Genomic DNA, 17,367 nt, shown 5'->3' with positions numbered 1-17,367 from the left:
GATCCGCCGGGAAAAAGCCTGATAGCTTTGCAAAGGTTGGCATCACGCCGGCTAACGGGTCGAACCTCTCATGCGATTTCGCATTTTCCAGCCTCTTGCCGGGCTTTTGGGTCTTGGTCTGTTGCTGTTGTCATTGGCCCCGGTCAACGCGCAGCTCTTCGAGACCAAGGCCGCGCAGGCCTTCATGATCGACGCCGAGACCGGCACGGTGCTGTTTGCCAAGGATGCTGACAAATCGATCCCTCCGGCGTCGATGGCCAAGCTGATGACCATGGAGGTGGTTTTCAATGCCATCAAGTCCGGGCGCCTGAAGCTCGACGATACATTCGTGGTTAGCGAGAACGCCTGGCGCAAGGGCGGCGCTCCCTCGGGGACATCGACGATGTTCGCGAAACTCAAGTCCTCCATCCGGGTCGAGGACCTGATCCAGGGCGTGACGGTGCAGGCTGCCAATGATGGCTGCATGGTGATCGCAGAAGGCATGGCCGGATCGGACGAGAATTTCGCGGTGCAGATGACAGAACGCGCCCGCCAGATCGGCCTGCAGAAATCGACCTTCGTAAACTCGACCGGCCTGCCGGCCGACGGCCAGCAGACGACCGTTCGCGAACTTACGCTGCTCGCCCTGCACATCTGGCGCGATTACCCCGATCTCTACCGCTACTACGGCTTGAAGGATTTTACCTGGAACAAGATCTCGCAGAGGAATCGCAACCCGCTGCTGACAATGGATGTCGGCGCCGACGGCTTGGCGGTCGGCATGAGCGAGGCAGCCGGTTTCGGCATCATCGGCACGGTCAACCAGAATGGCACCCGGGTGATCGCGGCGTTGAGCGGACTGGCAAGCGATCGCGAGCGCGCCGAGGAAGCGCGAAAGCTGCTCGACTGGGGTGTGCGCTCCTTCGAGAAGACCGAGATTTTCGCCAGGGACGAAGTGGTCGGCGAGGCCCAGGTTTTCGGTGGCGCCAAATCCGGCGTGGCGCTGAGGGCAAAGGGGCCGGTGGACATTTTTCTACTCATCACCAACCGCGACAAGCTGACGGCGAAGATCGTCTATGAAGGACCGGTTGCCGCACCGATCGAGGAGGGGCAACCGGTGGGCACCCTGCGCGTCTGGATCGGCGATACGCTGAGCCAGGAAACACCGCTTTTTGCGGCCGAGTCGGTGGGCGTGGGCACGCTGCCGCAACGTGCCTTCGATGCCGCCAGGGAACTGGCCGTCGGCTGGCTGCGTTAGCAGCGGCGTAGACCTTTTCTCGAGCCCGGACTATTACAGTCGCGCAAAGCATGGACAAAGGTTTTCGATTGGCGCGCGGATTTTTCATCACCTTCGAAGGCGGCGAAGGAGCAGGCAAGTCGACGCAGATCGAGCGGCTGGCCAGGAAGATGCGCGCCAAGAAATACGATGTCCTGGTCACACGCGAACCGGGCGGCTCGCCGGGCGCGGAGGCGGTCAGGCATGTCCTGCTTTCCGGCGCCGCCGAACCGTTCGGCCCCAAAATGGAGGCACTGCTTTTCGCCGCGGCGCGCTCCGATCATGTCGAGCAGGTCATCCGGCCGGCGGTCGAGCGCGGCTCCATCGTGCTTTGCGACCGCTTCATGGATTCCTCGCGCGTCTATCAGGGCGTCACCGGCGGTCTCGATCCAGCGTTCATGGATGCGCTTGAGCAGGTCGCCATCAACGGCATGGTGCCCGACATGACGCTGATCTTCGATATCGACCCGGCTGAGGGCCTGAGGCGCGCCACCGCGCGGCGTGGCACCGACACAGGCCCCGACCGCTTCGAAAAGGAAACCCTTGATATCCACCAGCGCCGCCGCGAGGCCTTTCTGGTGATCGCCGCGGCCGAGCCGGAGCGCTGCATCGTCGTCGATGCCTCCGCCGATCCCGATGCAGTGGAGAATATCGTCACATCAGCCGTGTTCGCCGCCCTGGAGACAATGACGCCCGCACATGAGAGACAGGCGGCGCCGGCATGATCTTCGAACGCATCGCCCCTGAGCAGCACGACACGCTGGACGGCGTGCCGGAGCCGTCGGAAACGCCCCGTCTGGTCGGCCATTTGCAGGTGGCCAACATGCTCGCAGCCGCCTACCGTTCCGGCAAGCTGCCGCATGCGCTGATCTTTGCCGGGCCGGTCGGCATCGGCAAGGCAACGCTCGCCTTTCACCTGGCGCATCATCTGTTGAAGCATCCGGCGTTCGAACAGGCGCCGGAGGTCTTTGCCGTTCCCGATCCTGCCTCGTCGCTGTTTCGCCAGATCGCCATCGGCGCGCATCCTTCGGTGCTGCATCTGACACGGCCGGCGAATGACAAGACGAAGAGCTTCAAGACGGTCGTCACCGTCGACGAGATCCGCAAGGTCAGCCGTTTCCTGTCGCTGACCTCGCATGATGGCAGCTATCGCGTGGTGATCGTCGACCCGGCTGACGACATGAACACCAACGCTGCCAATGCCTTGCTGAAGAATCTTGAGGAGCCGCCGGCACGCACTTTGTTCATCCTCATCGTCCATGCACCAGGCAGCCTGCTGCCGACGATCCGTTCTCGCTGCCAGATGGTGCGGCTGGCTCCGCTTGGCGCCGAGGACCTGATGACCGTGCTGGAAGGCGTCGAACCGCCGCCACCTGAGGATCCAGCAGCGCGCGCGGCACTGGCCGAGCGGGCAGGGGGCAGCGCACGCAACGCGATCCTGTTGACGCAGTATGGCGGACTGGAAATCGCCGGCACCCTCGACGCCCTGGTGGCGGCGAGAAAGAGCGATGTCGCCGGCGCCTATCGCCTTGCCGAAGCGGTTGCCGGCCGCGACCAGGCGATCCAGTTCGACATCTTCAACCGCCGTGCGCTCGACCTGCTTTCGGCAGGCGCCAGCGAGGCAGCACTGGCTGGCGATCTGGCACGGGCGAAAACGCTTTCGGATACTTGGCACGAGGCCTTGAACGCTATATCTGAGACCGAGACCTACAATCTCGACAAGAAGCAGCACGCCTTGACCATGATCGACCGCCTGAATTCTGCAATGCGAATGTGACGGTTTCCTTGATGCATGCCGGGGCCCCAAAACCGGGGCCACTTTTGGGCGGCATGCATTGGCCTCGGGATGGCAATCGCTGTCTCGATGCGATATCCACCGCCACAACTGCCATTTCAGACTTCATGACGGTCCATTCATGTCACGCGAAAAATTCTATCTGACGACGCCGATTTTCTATCCGAACGGCAAGCCGCATATCGGCCACGCCTACACCGTTATCGCGAGCGATGCGCTGGCTCGCTTCCAGCGCCTGGACGGCAAGGACGTATTCTTCCTGTCCGGCACCGACGAACACGGCCTCAAGATGCAGCAGACGGCTGAGAAGGAAGGTATCACGCCTCTGGCGCTTGCCGACCGCAATTCAGCGATCTTCCGTTCGATGACCGAGGCGGTGGGTGGCTCGAATGACGAGTACATCCGCACGACGGAACCACGCCACTACGCGTCCTGCCAGGCGATCTGGAAGGCGATGGCCGCCAATGGCGACATCTATCTCGACCGCTATAGCGGCTGGTATTCGGTCCGCCAGGAAGCCTATTTCGACGAGGGCGAAACCACGGTCGGCGACGACGGCGTGCGGCGCGAACCGCTTGGCTCGCCTGTCGAATGGACCGAGGAAGAGAGCTATTTCTTCCGGCTGTCAGCCTATCAGGACAAATTGCTGGCACTTTATGAGAACCAGCCCGACTTCGTCGGCCCGGTCGAGCGCCGCAACGAGGTGCTCAGCTTCGTCAAGTCCGGACTGAAGGATCTGTCGATCTCGCGCACGACCTTCAAATGGGGCGTGCCGGTGCCCGGTGACGACAAGCATGTGATGTATGTCTGGGTCGATGCCTTGACCAACTACCTCACCGCCGCCGGCTATCCGGACACAAAGTCCGAGCAATGGCGCTACTGGCCGGCCACGCACATCATCGGCAAGGACATCGTCCGCTTCCATGCGGTCTACTGGCCGGCTTTCCTGATGTCCGCCGGCATCGAGCTGCCGAAGCGTGTCTTCGCCCACGGCTTCCTGTTCAACCGCGGCGAGAAGATGTCGAAGTCGGTCGGCAACGTCGTCGATCCGTTCGCCATGGTCGAGCACTACGGCCTCGATCAGGTGCGCTACTTCTTCCTGCGCGAAGTGCCGTTTGGCCAGGACGGCAGCTACAGCCATGATGCGATCGTCAACCGCACCAATGCCGACCTCGCCAACGACCTCGGCAATCTGGCGCAGCGCTCGCTGTCGATGATTACCAAGAACTGCGATGGCGTGGTGCCGAAGCGCGGCGCGCCAAGCGACGCCGACAAGGCGATCCTCGACCAGGCAATGGCAGCACTCGTCACCGCGCGCAAGACGATGGCCGAGCAAGGCATCCACCTAGCGCTGGCGGCGATCTTTGCCGTGGTGGCGGAAGCCAACCGCTATTTCGCCGCACAGGAGCCCTGGGCGTTGAAGAAGACCGATCCGGCGCGCATGGAAACGGTGCTGTGGACGACCGCCGAAGTGATCCGTCGGGTAGCGCTGTTGTGCCAGCCGTTCATTCCAAGCTCGGCGGCCAAGCTGCTCGACCTGCTGGCGGTGCCCGCTGACAATCGCGATTTCAGCCATGTCGCAGAAACCAGCGCACTGGTGCCCGGCACGGCTTTGCCGGCGCCGCAGCCGGTGTTCCCACGCTATGTCGAACAGCCGGACGCGAACGCCTGATGCTGGTCGACAGTCACTGCCATCTCGACTTCCCCGATTTCGCCGAGGAGCGGGCGGCCATCGTCGCCCGCGCTCTGGCCGCCGGTATCGGTCGCATGGTGACGATCTCGACACGCGTTAAGCGGTTTCAGCAAGTGATTGAGATCGCTGACTCTTTTGACGAAATCTATTGCTCGGTCGGCACCCATCCGCACAATGCCGCTGAAGAGCTGGATGTGACTGTTGCTGATCTTGTCCGCCTGTCCGCGCATCCCAAGGTGGTTGCGATCGGCGAAGCCGGGCTCGACTATTTCTATGACCACGCGCCGCGCGACGCGCAGGCACAAGGGTTTCGCACCCACATTGCCGCCGCGCGCGAGACCGGCCTGCCGCTGGTCATCCATTCGCGCGACGCCGACGACGACATGGCCGCGATCCTCGAGGAGGAAACAGGGAAGGGCGCCTTCCCCTTCATTCTGCACTGCTTTTCGTCGGGACGCAGGCTCGCCGAAGTGGGCGTGGCGCTCGGCGGCTATGTTTCCTTTTCCGGTATCCTGACCTTCAAGAACTCGGCCGAGCTGCGCGCCATTGCGGCCGATGTGCCGCCTGACCGGCTGCTGGTCGAAACCGACGCGCCGTATCTTGCGCCGATGCCGTTTCGCGGTAAGCGCAACGAGCCGGCCTATGTCGCGCATACCGCCAAGGTGCTGGCCGACACGATCGGCGTCAGCGAGGCCGAGATCGCGGCGGTCACGACGGATAATTTCTTCCGCCTGTTCCGGAAAATGCCCCGTCCGAACGCGCTGAGCGCCTGACGCATGAGCGACCGGCTGCGCCTCACCATTCTCGGCTGCGGCTCGTCGCCCGGCACGCCGCGCATCACCGGCGACTGGGGCAATTGCGATCCGTCCAATCCGAGGAACCGGCGCATGCGCACCGCGGTGCTCGTCGAGCGGATCGCGGCGAACGGTGGCCGCACCACCGTCGTCATCGACACTGGGCCGGATTTCCGCGAGCAAATGCTGATGGCGGCGGTCAAGCGCATCGACGCGGTCGTTTATACGCATCCGCATGCAGACCATATCCACGGCATCGACGATCTGCGCGGCTTCGTGCTCGAACAGCGCCAACTGATCGATATCCATGCCGATCAACCCACCATGCTGCGACTGCGCGAGGCGTTCGGCTATTGCTTCGAGACGCCGCAAGGCAGTTCTTATCCGCCCATCGTCAGTGCCCACATTATCGACCACGCCAAGCCCGTGGTGATCGAAGGCGAGGGCGGTGCCCTCGCCCTCGAGCCGCTGCCGCAGATTCACGGCGACATCATTTCGCTTGGTTTCCGCATCGGCGGTCTCGCCTATTGCCCCGATATAAGCGACTTTCCGGACGCCACCGTGGAGCGCCTGCGCGGGCTGGACGTGCTGGTCATCGATGCGCTCCAGTACAATACCCATCCGAGCCATCTGTCGCTCGGCCAGGCGCTTGGCTGGATCGAGAAACTGGCGTCGAAGAATGCCGTGCTGATTCACATGCACGTGCCGCTCGACTACGCCACGGTCATGGCAGAGACGCCGGACAACGTCGTGCCGGCCTATGACGGAATGGCAGTAGAAATCCCTTACGAATCAGCGTGATAGGAATGGTGCTTCATGAAGGCGTTCGGCCCTTTGGCCAAACATCAGCAGCGTTCCTATCCGCTCATAGCCCATCCGGGGATAGAGCAGCGCCCCGGCGTGGGTAGCGGTCAGTACCGAGCACCGCGACCCCTGTGCCCGATCGTCGCGCAGCATTTTCGACATCAGAGCCTGGCCGAGGCCGCGACGCCGGTGCGAAGGCTCGACATACATATCCGCGCACCACGTGGCGCCCACGGCGTCCACGCTACGCACGCGCCCGACGATAGCGTCGCCATTGATCGCCACATACTGGCGGAACGGCGCGCCGTCGCCGAGCAGATTGTCGGCGATCGGGCGCCTGCGCATGATCTTTCCCAACTGCGCCGCCCGTTCGGCTGTGCGCACGCGTTCGACCGAGGCAACCGCCGGCGGGCTTGGAATCTGGCGCAACCGATGGATGAAAAAGCCTTCCGTCCGAAGCAGCCGGTAGCCGAGAGCCTTGTATGCGGTTCGCGTCGGCCCATCCGGCTCGTCGTTCGCGACCACGACGGAAATGGCAAAGCCCCGCCGCGCATGCTGCCGTACGATAGCATCGGCTTCCTGAGCGGCAACGTCATGGACGACCCATTCCTCGCTGCGGTAGTCGCGAGAATTCTTGCGCTCGGCATCGCGCATCAGCCACAATGGCCCGACGCGGCTGGCCTCGTAAGGAAACGTGCGGCTCTTGCCGGTGCTGTAGCCGTGCACGAACACCTCGATTGCCGATTCAATCTCACGCTTTGCTGTCGTCATCCGGGCAGCGTAGCGTTGGCCATCTGCTCAAGGCAACACACATCGATCGTGCCAAGCCTATGAAAATCGGCAGCAATTTCCCGGTATCGGTCAAAGCATAAGTTCCATAATCTATCTTATGCGACTTTCGGATGTGGCGCCCACAGAGCTTCGCCGTGTTGAAAGCAATGCAGAATATCCGCGATCACAGGCTGAGCTTCGTCCAGGCGGCTGAGCCCTCGTGATTGTGAACGCGCGGCTATCTGCGGCGCGCTCGACGCATTTCAACTCAAGCGATCGGGCCAAGAGCGCCGCCCGCTATTCCAGAATGACGATGGCTTCGACCTCGAAGAGCATGGGGTCAATAGCAAGCTTGGGAACGGGAACCAGCGTCTGCGCCGGCAGCGCCTCGCCGAACATGTCCTTGACGTTCCTGGTCAACACCTCAAGCTTGGACATATCGTGGTCGACCACGAAGACCGTAAGCTTGGCGACCTGATCCGGCCTGGCCCCGATCCCTTCAAGCGCGGTGCGCAGGTTCGCATATGCCTGTTTCACCTGGACAGCGAAGTCGGGCGACAAGCCTCCCTTGCTGTCTTGACCGCCCTGCCCGGAGATGTAGGCCACGCGGGCTCCGGGGGGAGTGATCACCGCTGTGCTGTAGCCATTCGGCGACGGGTCGTAGAGGGTCTGTGGGTTGACGATGGTGAGCTTGAGATCATTCTCATTCGCTGTCGTCGCAGTGGGAACTGCCATGGTCATGATGATTAGTCCTCCGATAAGCAGATGCTTGATTGCGCGTGACATGATTTTCTCGGCTCCGCGGATTGCGATCGACGTACCCTCGCGATCGGCATGATTGAACTTGGCCCATATCAGTCATACGATGACTCATACGATGTACGAGTCATCGTATGGTACAACGTACTAGTCAAGCGGTCAGCATCGACATTCCTGACGGTGCCTGCCAAAATCGAGGTTCCGGCCAGCGAGGAAGACGGATGGCAGCCAAACGCAGCGGCGCCCGAAGCAAACGGTCTCAACGGACAAGGGAGTTGCCCCGGCCCGTGCAGGAGCCGCTCGGTGAACCGCCTCTCTCTCGGGAACGTATCGTGGCGACCGCGGTAGAACTGCTGGACGCTCAAGGGCTCGACGGATTGACGATGCGTCGGCTGGCCGATCGCCTCGGCTCGGGCGTGATGAGCCTATATTGGCACGTCGACAACAAAGAGGATGTCTTTGATCTGGCGCTCGACTCGGTGCTCGAATATCGCGGACCGCCGCAAACAGTTGAGTCTCAAGACTGGCGCGGAGAAGTCGTTCATATGCTCGAAGACTGGCGCGCCAGCATGCTGCGCCATCCTTGGTCGGCATCGCTGTTGCCGCGCCGGACGCTCGGCCCGAACATCATCAGTCGCCTGGAACTGCTGAGCAAGACCTTGTCCAGAGCCGGTGTAGCGGATGCCGATCTGAACGTCGCGATATGGTCGCTCTGGAACTATGTGATGGGCGCCACCATCAGCAGGGCGAGCTTCGATCTCTCTGACGACGACATGGCCGCCGCGCAGCAGCGCCTTACACGTCTCAGCGAACGCTACCCAACGATCGAACGCTCTCGTCTGCTGTTGGACAACGATTGGGATGGCGCCTTCCGCAAAGGCCTCGGCTTCGTGCTCGATGGCCTCGCCCCAAGATAAAGTTCCGGTTCGCGATGATGCCGCAATTGGGATGGGAAAATAAAAGCCGGGAGTTTGACTGGATCGCCCCGATCGGGCGCTCACGCCTGAGCCAGCAGGAGCGTCACTGTCACATTTCCATCATGCCGTGTCTCTGAATCACTTGAATGGCCGGCAGCGTCAAGGCCGAAGAGCCGCCAAAGCCGTCTCCCTGACCCGCTCGACAGATCCATTGGAAAGCCAAAATGGATCACCAATGCATTCGACGACACCATCTGCGACGACGACTCCGTCGCCGTCCGGACAAGCGATGATCGGCCTTGAATTCCAGGTGCTGTAAGCAAGCAAGTCCGGCAAGTAGCTCGGCTTCGCCTGCACATGGGGAAAGAACTCGAACGGCACGAGATCGAGCGCTGCGCTGTCCTTTGCGTCCTCCGGTCGCTTGTTGCTGAACAGCGCGTCCACAGCGATGGTCGGGGTCATCAAGATGGCGCCCGCACTCGTGCCGACGAGAAGGCCGCCATCGTTGGCCCAGTTGCGCAACCTGTCCAGCATGCCGCTGCGCCTGAGCCGGGCAAGAAAAGCGGCGGTGTTCCCGCCCGAAAGGTGGATTGCATCGCACGCCAGCAAGGCATCCCGCTCGGCGCTGTCGTGATCGCGGTCAAGGTCGTAAAAGATGTCGAGGTCGAGCCCCTGCCGGGCGTAGTAGGCTCGCTTCTCCGAGTAGAACCACAGATCCGGGTCTGGTCCGGACGGAACATATCCAATACGACGACCACGCTCGCGCATAAGCTTGGTCAAACGAATGTCGACCTTCTCGTTCGCTGAAATGACCTGGTCGCTGTAGAAGACCGCGTTGATCATAAGGAATTGTGGCGCGGCGCCAACCACGAGTAAACTGCCCTTCCCCATCCTGTCGCCAGCGATGCTGATCTCGGCACTCACCGCGCCGCCAGATACCTCTCAGCCAATCTTGCCCAAAGCGCTGCACCGACCGTAAGGTTCTTGTCGTTGAAGTCGTAGCGTGGGCTGTGCAGGATGGCGGAGTTTTCGCCATTGCCGAGCCGCAGGAAGCAGCCTGGCCTGTGTTCCAGAAAATAAGCAAAGTCCTCGCTGCCGGGAATCAAAGAGCATAGCGAAACCTTGTCTTCTCCGACCAATTCCCTGACCACGTCGGTGGCGAAAGCCGTCTCGGCTTCCGAGTTCACGACAACCGGATAGCCCTTTTCGTACTCAATCTCGGCGACCGCTCCATGGGCCTCCGCGATTGAGATTGCGAGTGCTTTGATCCGGCGTTCCAGCGTCTCGCGCACCTCCGGCGAAAAGGACCGGACACTAAGAGAAATCTCGGCCTGGTCGGGGATGACGTTTGACGCGGTGCCGCCATGGATCGTGCCGACCGTGATGACCGCCGTCTCCGTCGGGTTGACGTTTCGCGAAACGATAGTCTGCAGCGACATCACCAAATTGGCGACCGCCACGATCGGATCAATCGTCAGATGTGGGCGGGAGGCATGGCCACCGCGGCCCTTGATCAGGATCCTCACCGTGTCGCTGGCCGCCATCAGCGGGCCGGAGCGCATGAGGAATGCTCCCTCCGGCGCGCCCGGATGGTTGTGCAGGCCAAAGATGGCGTCGCAGGGAAATCGCTCGAACAGGCCATCGGCGATCATCTTCTGTGCACCGCTGCCCGCGCCGGCTTCTTCCGCCGGCTGAAAGATCAGATTTACCGTGCCGTCGAAATGCCGGGTCCTGGCGAGATATTCGGCAGCGCCGAGCAGCATCGCAGTGTGGCCGTCATGCCCGCAGGCGTGCATCTTGCCCGGCGACCGGCTGGCATAGGGCGCACCGGTCGCCTCGTCGATCGGCAACGCATCCATGTCCGCGCGGATGGCAATGCTGCGCGTGCCGGATCCATGATGTAGCCTGCCCACCACGCCCAGCCCGCCGACATTGCGCGTGACCTCGTAACCCCAGTCCTGCAGCCTTTCGGCAACGAAGGCAGCCGTTTGGTGCTCCTCGAACGACAATTCGGGATTGGCATGAAGGTGATGACGCGTCTGGCGAAGATCGGGCTCATGCGCCGCGAAATCCGCGATTTCGGCAAAGTGGTTCGAATCTCTGGTCATGATCTCTCGTACTGGCGGTAAGGCTGCGCGGAAATTCAGATGAAGCGGCTGAGGAAGCTGCGCGTCCGGGCATGTTGCGGATTCGAGAGCACCTCCTCGGGCGGTCCCGCCTCGACAACATGGCCGTCATCCATGAATACGACCCGGTCCGCAGCCTCGCGGGCGAAACCAATCTCATGCGTCACCACGATCATGGTCAAGCCTTGGCTCGCCAGATCGCGCATGGTTGCCAACACTTCGCCGACCAATTCGGGGTCCAGCGCCGAAGTCGGCTCGTCGAACAGCATCAGTTTCGGCCGGATGGCCAGCGCCCGGGCAATCGCTACACGCTGCTGCTGACCTCCGGACAACTGACGCGGATACGATTCCATTTTTTCGGAAAGGCCAACGCGGGCGAGCAATTCCTTGGCATACCGCAAGGCTTCGTGGCGATTTTGTCGATGCACCCCGACCGGTGCTTCAATGACGTTCTCGAGCGCCGTCATGTGCGGATAGAGATTGAACTGCTGGAACACCATGCCGATCTTGCGCCGCTGCGCGGCGATGGCGCGACCGTGCAGCTTGTCGAGCCGACCGTTGTGCAGCCTGTAGCCGATCTGCTCGCCGTCCACCTCGATAGAGCCACGGTCGATCGCCTCCAAATGGTTGATGCAGCGCAGGAAAGTCGACTTGCCCGACCCGGAAGGCCCGAGGATCGTGACGACTTCGCCGGACGCAACGTCGAGGTCTATGCCTTTCAGCACCTCGACATGACCGAAAGCCTTGTGGACGTTGCGCGCCCGGACGACTGGCGCGCTGGTTTCCGCTGATCCGCTCATTGGCTTTCCCCCTTGGAAGCCGCGGCAGTGCCAGCCTTCTTGCGCACAGCCATTTGCGAACCGCGATCCCCTCGCCCGTAGTGTCGCTCAATCATGCCCTGGCCGACATTCAGGACCGAGGTGATCAGCAGGTACCAGACGACGGCGACCATCAGCATCGGGATGACCTCGAAGGTGCGGTTGTAGATGGACTGCACCGAATAGAGGAGGTCGGCCATGGCAATGACGCTGACCAGCGATGTCGCCTTGATCATGCTGATCAGCTGGTTTCCCGTCGGTGGCACGATCGAGCGCATCGCTTGCGGGATGATGATGCGCCAAAGCGCCCGGGCCCTGGTCATTCCGAAGGCCTCGGCGGTTTCGGTCTGGCCCCTGTCTACGGACAACAGACCGCCGCGAATGATCTCGGCCATGTAGGCGGCCTCGTTCAGCGCAAGGCCCACGATCGCCGCGGTCAGGGGCGTGATCAAATCGTTTGTGTCCCAGCTTGCAAGCGTGGGGCCGAACGGGATGCTGATCGACAATTTTGGGAACAGCGTCGACAGATTATACCAGAAGATTAGTTGCACCAGGAGTGGTGTGCCCCGGAAGAACCAGATGAACAGCCCCGACAGCATTGAAGCCAGCCTGTCGTTCGACATCCGCGCGATCGCCAGCAGAAGCCCAAGCACGACGCCAATGGCCATAGCCACCACCGTCAGTCCCAACGTGACCGACAGACCCTGCATGACGGTCGGATCAAAGAAGTACTGGGCGACAACCGGCCAACCGAAATTTGGATTTGTGCCGACGATGTAGGCGAAGCCCGCCGCAATGGCGAACGTCAGGGTCCAGAGGACGAGACGATCCGTGCGGAATGGCTTGTGTGCCCGCTCGACGTCGCGCAAGGCGTCGTCCGGCGCGGCGGGCAGCCCCGCCGCATGCTGCATGGCAATGTCGCTCATCTCTTGCCTACTTGCCCTGATTGATGCCGGGCTCTTTGATCATGTTGTTGTCGAGCCCCCACTTCTTCATAACGGCTGCATATGTCCCGTTGTCCATGAGGACCTTGAATGCATCATGCAGGGCTCCGCCAAGCGGTGATCCTTTGGCTACGACAGCGCCCTGGAAGATGTCCTTGAACCCGTTGCTCTGACCGACGCCGGCCAGTTCGAGCTGTCCCTTCGCTTGCTGGACAAAATACGTCAGCGGCGCCTGGGACGAGAAAAACGCATCGGAGCGCTTCGAGCGGACGGCAAGGATCGACGTTGGCTGATCGGTGAATGACTGAACCTCGACGGCCTCTTTGCCACCGGCAACGCATTTCTCCGACTGCTCTTTGATCACCTTCTCGGCCGAACCGCCGGACATGACGGCGATCCGCTTGCCGCAAGCGGTGTCCAGCGACACGATGCCTTGCGGATTGCCCTTCTCGACGGCGAAGACGACATACTCGCGGACCCAGTCCACGAAGTCATTGGACTTCTGTCGATCCGGATAATCGCCCACGGGTCCGAAGGCGAATTGGTAGCGTCCGGAGTTGACGCCGCTCAGCAAGGCCGGCAGGCCAGCGACCGAAGCGTGTTCGATCTTGATCCCGAACAGTTGTCCCATCGCATCCGACAGGTCCGCCGTCGCGCCGGTCAATTCCGTGCCTGTCACGATCTCGTAGGGTGGGAACGAACCGTTGTTCACGGCCGTCATCGTGCCGGCCTTGCGGATTTCCTCCGGCAGCCGGGCGCGCAATTCTTCGTTGACCGTCTGCTTCGGCACGTCCTGCGCAGCCGCGGCCTGGCTCATCAGGGTAGCAAGAAGCGCTGCAAATACTGGTTTGGGGGTCATGGTGTTCTCCTCTGTTGGTGGCGTCCGGCCCGAAAAGTGGAACCCGGTTTCGGGAAGGATCATGTTCGAACTCTGGGCGTCATGCGGCCGTTCGTCGGCTCTTGGTTTCAAATGGGAAAAGCTCTTCTGGCGATAGCAGCCGGTCGGCAATGCCCTGCAGGTGGAGTTCCCTGGCAAAGTCTTCGATCATGGTCCGGTTCTCGGCCAGTCCGCTGTCGCTCCAGCCCTGCGGCAGAGCTCGCGCGCTTTGCAGCAATTCGTCGATGATCCAGGGGCTCGTTTCGGCATATTTCCGGCGCTTCTCGGTCCACAGGCGGTGGCTTGCGTCGATCAGCGCGCTCAATTCGTCCGGCAGCCACGGATGCCGCTCGACCACGTCCGCCTTGAGAGCGATGAGATGCATGCCCGGCACATAGCCTACGTCCCGGAAGTACTCGAGTTCGGCGGTTCTGAAGTCGCGCACAAGCTGGCGAAACTGCGACCCTGCCTGGAAATAGCCCTGCGGCATGAACGGCGTGAAAACCGCATCGAGTTCTCCCGTTTCGAGAAGCTCCATCATCGGCCGCTCGCCCGGTATGGCCTCGATGCGCCCTGGCCTTCCAAATCCGTCGAGCCGGTCGACGATCGGATGGTCGGATGTCAGCCTGCCGGCGAACCAGTATGCGTCTTCAACGCCCACGCCCTCATGTCTCAGTGCCGCGCGAGTCCAGGTGTTTCCCGAATCCCGCCAGCCTGTCAGCCCGATGCGCTTGCCGGCGAGTTGGCTCAGCTGCTCGAGCGGGCTTGCCGCCCGGGTGATGATGCAGCGATGGCGAAAGCCGCGCATGATAAAATTGGGGACACCCACCAGCGTGTCGTCGCCGGCAGCGCGCCGGGAGGCATAGCGGCTGAAGGACATTTCCGCCGCGTCGTAGACGGGATCGCCGCTGAGATCGCCGAGCAGTGTCGCGACGCGGTCGACCTTGACCTCGAGCCGCTCCGACGACACGTCCCCTAACAGAAGAGGGGTGAGAAAGTCCCAATCTCGGGCCGCGATCTTGATTGATATGGCCATCCGTAAAACTCGATATTGACGGGCTCTGATGTGGCTCCTATAAATGTTCGAATATTTCTGATCAAATGCTATTACGTTACTGAACATTTAAATTTGGCGATGGCACAAACTTACGATGCAAAGTGGTTTGCCGAGCGGCTGGGCAACCGAACGACGCGTGGAATCGCCCGCGAGACGAGTGCGCTTATCCGCAGCGGCGCGTTGCCGGTGGGATCGAAACTGCCGCCGGTTCGCGAGCTTGCCTTCGCCCTTGGGGTCAGCCCAGCCACGGTATCGGAGGCCTGGAGCGATTTGCGCCGGCACAAGATCATAGGGGGTCTGGGCCGCAACGGCGCATGGGTCATGGGTGACCGGTTCGCCGCGAGACCTCTGCGCCTCGCCAGTGGCGGAAACTACGGCCCTGGCGTGCTGAACTTGGCCTCTGCCGTGCCGGACCGAGCCTTGCTGCCCTCCCCGGAAGCCGCCCTGCGGCATGGAGCCCGAGCCGAAGAGCTGAACAGCTATGAGCGCGTTCGCATCCTGCCGGAGCTTGAGAAATCCATCCGACGGACCTGGCCGTATGCCGCGGCAGCTTTCCTGGCTACCAATGGCGGCTACAACGCGATCTATACATTGCTGCACGCGCTGCTGCGGCCCGGCCCGCCGGTGGCGATCGAGGATCCCACCGCGCTCCGGCTGCTCGACATCCTGGAGGATCTCGACGTCCCTATCATTCCGGTGGATTGCGATTCAGACGGCCCCTGCCCGGCTTCGCTCACCAAAGCGCTTGCCGAGAAGCCGGCCGCTTTCGTGTTCCAGCCGCGCATCCATGCCGTCACGGGCCATTGCATGTCGGCGGCACGGCTGGAGACGCTGGGCGATATCCTGGCCGGTTCAGATACGCTGATCATCGAGGACGACGGCGTCGCTGACATCAGCGACATACCCCGGATTTCCCTGGGCGGGCGCTTTCCGGATCGCGTTATCCATATCCTCTCCTACTCGAAGACACTTGGGCCAGACCTGCGTCTGGCGGTGCTGTCGAGCTCGGCGACGATTGTCGAACAAATCCAGTCCTATCGCAGTTTCAGTGCCGGTTGGACCAGCCGCATTCTGCAATCGGCGGCTGCGTGGCTGCTCAGCGACCCGTCGACGGCGGAGACGGTCGAACTGTCGCGGGGCATATATCGACACCGGCGGGAGCGGCTAGCCGAGGCACTCGCACGGCGCGGTGTAAATGTGGATCCGGGCTACGGGCTGAGTATCTACGTTCCGGTCGCTTCGGAATCCTATGCGATGGTAACATTGGCGGCACGCGGCATCGCGGTCACCCCAGGTGCTAAATTCTCGACCAAGCCAACCAGCGCCATCCGAGTGGCCACGGGGGTCCTGAACGATGAGCTGCTTGAGCATGTAGCCGACTCGATCGCGTTGGCGTGCCATCCTCAATCTGGTTAATGCATGTCGCCCTAAAAGTGGTCTCGGTTTTGGGACAGCCACATGAAACCTCTGGCGAAGCTCGACCGATTTGCGTATCACTCCGCCGCCAACGGAACCCACGCTGATGTTCGAAACTCTCCAGCCTGCCCCAGCCGACAAGATCCTTGCCCTGATCGGCCTCTACCGCGCTGATCCGCGCCCCGACAAGGTCGATCTTGGGGTCGGCGTCTATAAGGACCGCGACGGCAAGACACCGGTCATGCGCGCTGTGCGCGAGGCCGAAAAGCGCCTGCTGCAGAGCCAGGATACCAAGACCTATCTAGGCCTTGCCGGCGACACCGCCTTCAACACCGCAATGGCCAGGCTGGCCTTTGGCCCTGCCGCCGACCTGACGCGCATCCGTGCCGCACAGGCGCCCGGCGGCTCCGGCGCGCTGCGGCTGGTCGCCGAACTGCTGAAACGGACCCGCTCTGACGCAACGATCTGGCTGTCGGACCCGACTTGGCCCAACCACATGCCGGTGATGCGTGCCGCCGGCCTGCAGATACGCGAGTATCCCTATTTCGACGCAGCCTCCGGTGCGGTGCGTTTCGCCGACATGCTGGCAGCGCTGCGGACCGCAAAGAGCGGCGACGTCGTGCTGCTGCATGGTTGTTGCCACAACCCGACCGGCGCCAATCTGGATGCTGCGCAGTGGGCTGAAATCGCCGATCTTGTCGTCGAACGCGGCCTGTTGCCCTTTGTCGACATTGCCTATCAGGGCTTTGGCGAAGGCCTCGATGCCGACGCCGCCGGCTTGCGTCTCTTGGCGGCGAAAGTCCCGGAAATGGTTGTCGCCTCAAGCTGTTCGAAGAACTTTGCCGTCTATCGCGACCGCGTCGGCGCGGCGATGATCCTGGCCAAGGACGGCGCGCAGGCGGATGTGGCGATAAGCCAGATGCTGTCGGCGGCGCGCGCCATGTATTCGATGCCACCGGACCACGGTGCGGCCGCGGTGCGCATCGTGCTTGAAGACTCCACGTTGCGCGCCGACTGGGAAGCGGAACTCGAGGACATGCGCCTGCGCATGCTGCGGCTTCGCGTGGCGTTCGCCGACGCGCTGCGGCGGCAGTCCAATTCCGATCGCTTCGATTTCGTCGCCAGCCATCGCGGCATGTTTTCCCGACTTGGCCTGTCCGAGGCGCAAGTCGAGCGGCTGCGCGCCGAACATGGCGTCTACATGGTCGGTGACAGCCGTATCAACGTCGCCGGCTTGCCCGAGGACGGCATGGACGAACTCGCCAAAGCGATCGTGTCAGTACTGGACTGATAGAGCGGCCGTTCGCAACTGTGGACAAGGCGCTCTCGCCGGCTGACATC

The 17,367-nt window shown here is 62.1% G+C and carries 17 protein-coding genes; 9 read left to right on the top strand and 8 right to left on the bottom strand.

What is annotated here, in order from left to right; genetic code table 11:
* Positions 1–70 precede the first annotated feature (70 nt).
* From LHFGNBLO_RS23405 to LHFGNBLO_RS23380, 6 genes are all read left to right on the top strand, one after another.
* Positions 71–1,237, top strand: coding sequence for a D-alanyl-D-alanine carboxypeptidase family protein (locus tag LHFGNBLO_RS23405; protein WP_258601683.1), 1,167 nt, complete (start codon positions 71–73; stop codon positions 1,235–1,237).
* A 68-nt stretch (positions 1,238–1,305) separates the two neighbouring features.
* On the top strand, positions 1,306–1,980 hold the full coding sequence (gene tmk, locus LHFGNBLO_RS23400) for a dTMP kinase (protein ID WP_258609859.1): 675 nt from the start codon (positions 1,306–1,308) through the stop codon (positions 1,978–1,980).
* Positions 1,977–3,032: a DNA polymerase III subunit delta' gene (locus LHFGNBLO_RS23395; RefSeq protein WP_258601682.1), complete on the top strand. Its 1,056-nt coding sequence runs from the start codon at positions 1,977–1,979 to the stop codon at positions 3,030–3,032. Before tmk ends, LHFGNBLO_RS23395 begins: the two co-directional genes overlap by 4 nt.
* Before the next feature lie 139 nt (positions 3,033–3,171).
* The gene (gene metG, locus LHFGNBLO_RS23390) at positions 3,172–4,722 is read left to right on the top strand and encodes a methionine--tRNA ligase (RefSeq protein WP_258601681.1); all 1,551 of its coding nucleotides are present in this window, start codon (positions 3,172–3,174) and stop codon (positions 4,720–4,722) included.
* A complete protein-coding gene (locus LHFGNBLO_RS23385; protein ID WP_258601680.1) occupies positions 4,722–5,516 on the top strand; it encodes a TatD family hydrolase in 795 nt (264 codons plus the stop codon). The genes metG and LHFGNBLO_RS23385 overlap by 1 nt, the downstream gene beginning before the upstream one ends.
* 3 nt (positions 5,517–5,519) lie before the next feature.
* The gene (locus tag LHFGNBLO_RS23380; protein WP_258601679.1) at positions 5,520–6,338 is read left to right on the top strand and encodes an MBL fold metallo-hydrolase; all 819 of its coding nucleotides are present in this window, start codon (positions 5,520–5,522) and stop codon (positions 6,336–6,338) included.
* Here the strand turns inward: LHFGNBLO_RS23380 and LHFGNBLO_RS23375 are convergent.
* Both LHFGNBLO_RS23375 and LHFGNBLO_RS23370 read right to left on the bottom strand, forming a co-directional pair.
* Positions 6,330–7,112: a GNAT family N-acetyltransferase gene (locus LHFGNBLO_RS23375; protein WP_258601678.1), complete on the bottom strand. Its 783-nt coding sequence runs from the start codon at positions 7,110–7,112 to the stop codon at positions 6,330–6,332. The genes LHFGNBLO_RS23380 and LHFGNBLO_RS23375 overlap by 9 nt on opposite strands.
* Positions 7,113–7,409: 297 nt before the next feature.
* Positions 7,410–7,898, bottom strand: coding sequence for a RidA family protein (locus LHFGNBLO_RS23370; protein WP_258601677.1), 489 nt, complete (start codon positions 7,896–7,898; stop codon positions 7,410–7,412).
* Between the two features lie 194 nt (positions 7,899–8,092).
* On the opposite strand from LHFGNBLO_RS23370, the gene LHFGNBLO_RS23365 reads away from it, so the two are divergent.
* Positions 8,093–8,788, top strand: a complete 696-nt coding sequence (locus LHFGNBLO_RS23365; protein WP_258601676.1) for a TetR/AcrR family transcriptional regulator — start codon at positions 8,093–8,095, stop codon at positions 8,786–8,788.
* A 159-nt stretch (positions 8,789–8,947) separates the two neighbouring features.
* Here the strand turns inward: LHFGNBLO_RS23365 and LHFGNBLO_RS23360 are convergent, their stop codons facing one another.
* The 6 genes from LHFGNBLO_RS23360 to LHFGNBLO_RS23335 all read right to left on the bottom strand — a co-directional run bounded on the left by LHFGNBLO_RS23360 (position 8,948) and on the right by LHFGNBLO_RS23335 (position 14,589).
* Positions 8,948–9,631: a Type 1 glutamine amidotransferase-like domain-containing protein gene (locus LHFGNBLO_RS23360; protein WP_413774729.1), complete on the bottom strand. Its 684-nt coding sequence runs from the start codon at positions 9,629–9,631 to the stop codon at positions 8,948–8,950.
* Between the two features lie 77 nt (positions 9,632–9,708).
* A complete protein-coding gene (locus LHFGNBLO_RS23355) occupies positions 9,709–10,896 on the bottom strand; it encodes a M20 aminoacylase family protein (protein WP_258601674.1) in 1,188 nt (395 codons plus the stop codon).
* Between the two features lie 35 nt (positions 10,897–10,931).
* Positions 10,932–11,714: an amino acid ABC transporter ATP-binding protein gene (locus LHFGNBLO_RS23350; protein WP_258601673.1), complete on the bottom strand. Its 783-nt coding sequence runs from the start codon at positions 11,712–11,714 to the stop codon at positions 10,932–10,934.
* Positions 11,711–12,658, bottom strand: a complete 948-nt coding sequence (locus LHFGNBLO_RS23345; RefSeq protein ID WP_413774642.1) for an amino acid ABC transporter permease — start codon at positions 12,656–12,658, stop codon at positions 11,711–11,713. The genes LHFGNBLO_RS23350 and LHFGNBLO_RS23345 overlap by 4 nt, the downstream gene beginning before the upstream one ends.
* 7 nt (positions 12,659–12,665) lie before the next feature.
* On the bottom strand, positions 12,666–13,535 hold the full coding sequence (locus LHFGNBLO_RS23340; protein WP_258601672.1) for an ABC transporter substrate-binding protein: 870 nt from the start codon (positions 13,533–13,535) through the stop codon (positions 12,666–12,668).
* 79 nt (positions 13,536–13,614) lie between these two features.
* Positions 13,615–14,589 (bottom strand): nitrate ABC transporter substrate-binding protein, encoded by a 975-nt coding sequence (locus LHFGNBLO_RS23335; RefSeq protein WP_258601671.1) that lies wholly within the window; start codon positions 14,587–14,589, stop codon positions 13,615–13,617.
* A gap of 99 nt (positions 14,590–14,688) precedes the next feature.
* On the opposite strand from LHFGNBLO_RS23335, the gene LHFGNBLO_RS23330 reads away from it, so the two are divergent.
* The gene (locus LHFGNBLO_RS23330) at positions 14,689–16,026 is read left to right on the top strand and encodes a PLP-dependent aminotransferase family protein (protein ID WP_258609857.1); all 1,338 of its coding nucleotides are present in this window, start codon (positions 14,689–14,691) and stop codon (positions 16,024–16,026) included.
* Positions 16,027–16,132: 106 nt separating this feature from the next.
* Positions 16,133–17,317, top strand: coding sequence for an aromatic amino acid transaminase (locus tag LHFGNBLO_RS23325; protein ID WP_258601670.1), 1,185 nt, complete (start codon positions 16,133–16,135; stop codon positions 17,315–17,317).
* Positions 17,318–17,367 lie beyond the last annotated feature (50 nt).

Source organism: Mesorhizobium sp. AR10, from assembly GCF_024746795.1.
Lineage (GTDB): Bacteria > Pseudomonadota > Alphaproteobacteria > Rhizobiales > Rhizobiaceae > Mesorhizobium.
Note: the sequence above shows the minus strand (reverse complement) of the source record. Positions and strands in the feature narration are given on the sequence as shown.

Coding starts and splice junctions, on each gene's coding strand:
- LHFGNBLO_RS23405 (WP_258601683.1), top strand. CDS start 71: ATGCGATTTCGCATTTTCCAGCCTCTTGCCGGGCTTTTGGGTCTTGGT.
- LHFGNBLO_RS23325 (WP_258601670.1), top strand. CDS start 16,133: ATGTTCGAAACTCTCCAGCCTGCCCCAGCCGACAAGATCCTTGCCCTG.
- LHFGNBLO_RS23375 (WP_258601678.1), bottom strand. CDS start 7,112: ATGACGACAGCAAAGCGTGAGATTGAATCGGCAATCGAGGTGTTCGTG.
- LHFGNBLO_RS23370 (WP_258601677.1), bottom strand. CDS start 7,898: ATGTCACGCGCAATCAAGCATCTGCTTATCGGAGGACTAATCATCATG.
- LHFGNBLO_RS23380 (WP_258601679.1), top strand. CDS start 5,520: ATGAGCGACCGGCTGCGCCTCACCATTCTCGGCTGCGGCTCGTCGCCC.
- LHFGNBLO_RS23345 (WP_413774642.1), bottom strand. CDS start 12,658: ATGAGCGACATTGCCATGCAGCATGCGGCGGGGCTGCCCGCCGCGCCG.
- LHFGNBLO_RS23365 (WP_258601676.1), top strand. CDS start 8,093: ATGGCAGCCAAACGCAGCGGCGCCCGAAGCAAACGGTCTCAACGGACA.
- LHFGNBLO_RS23385 (WP_258601680.1), top strand. CDS start 4,722: ATGCTGGTCGACAGTCACTGCCATCTCGACTTCCCCGATTTCGCCGAG.
- LHFGNBLO_RS23330 (WP_258609857.1), top strand. CDS start 14,689: ATGGCACAAACTTACGATGCAAAGTGGTTTGCCGAGCGGCTGGGCAAC.
- LHFGNBLO_RS23360 (WP_413774729.1), bottom strand. CDS start 9,631: ATGATCAACGCGGTCTTCTACAGCGACCAGGTCATTTCAGCGAACGAG.
- metG (WP_258601681.1), top strand. CDS start 3,172: ATGTCACGCGAAAAATTCTATCTGACGACGCCGATTTTCTATCCGAAC.
- LHFGNBLO_RS23350 (WP_258601673.1), bottom strand. CDS start 11,714: ATGAGCGGATCAGCGGAAACCAGCGCGCCAGTCGTCCGGGCGCGCAAC.
- LHFGNBLO_RS23355 (WP_258601674.1), bottom strand. CDS start 10,896: ATGACCAGAGATTCGAACCACTTTGCCGAAATCGCGGATTTCGCGGCG.
- LHFGNBLO_RS23395 (WP_258601682.1), top strand. CDS start 1,977: ATGATCTTCGAACGCATCGCCCCTGAGCAGCACGACACGCTGGACGGC.
- LHFGNBLO_RS23335 (WP_258601671.1), bottom strand. CDS start 14,589: ATGGCCATATCAATCAAGATCGCGGCCCGAGATTGGGACTTTCTCACC.
- LHFGNBLO_RS23340 (WP_258601672.1), bottom strand. CDS start 13,535: ATGACCCCCAAACCAGTATTTGCAGCGCTTCTTGCTACCCTGATGAGC.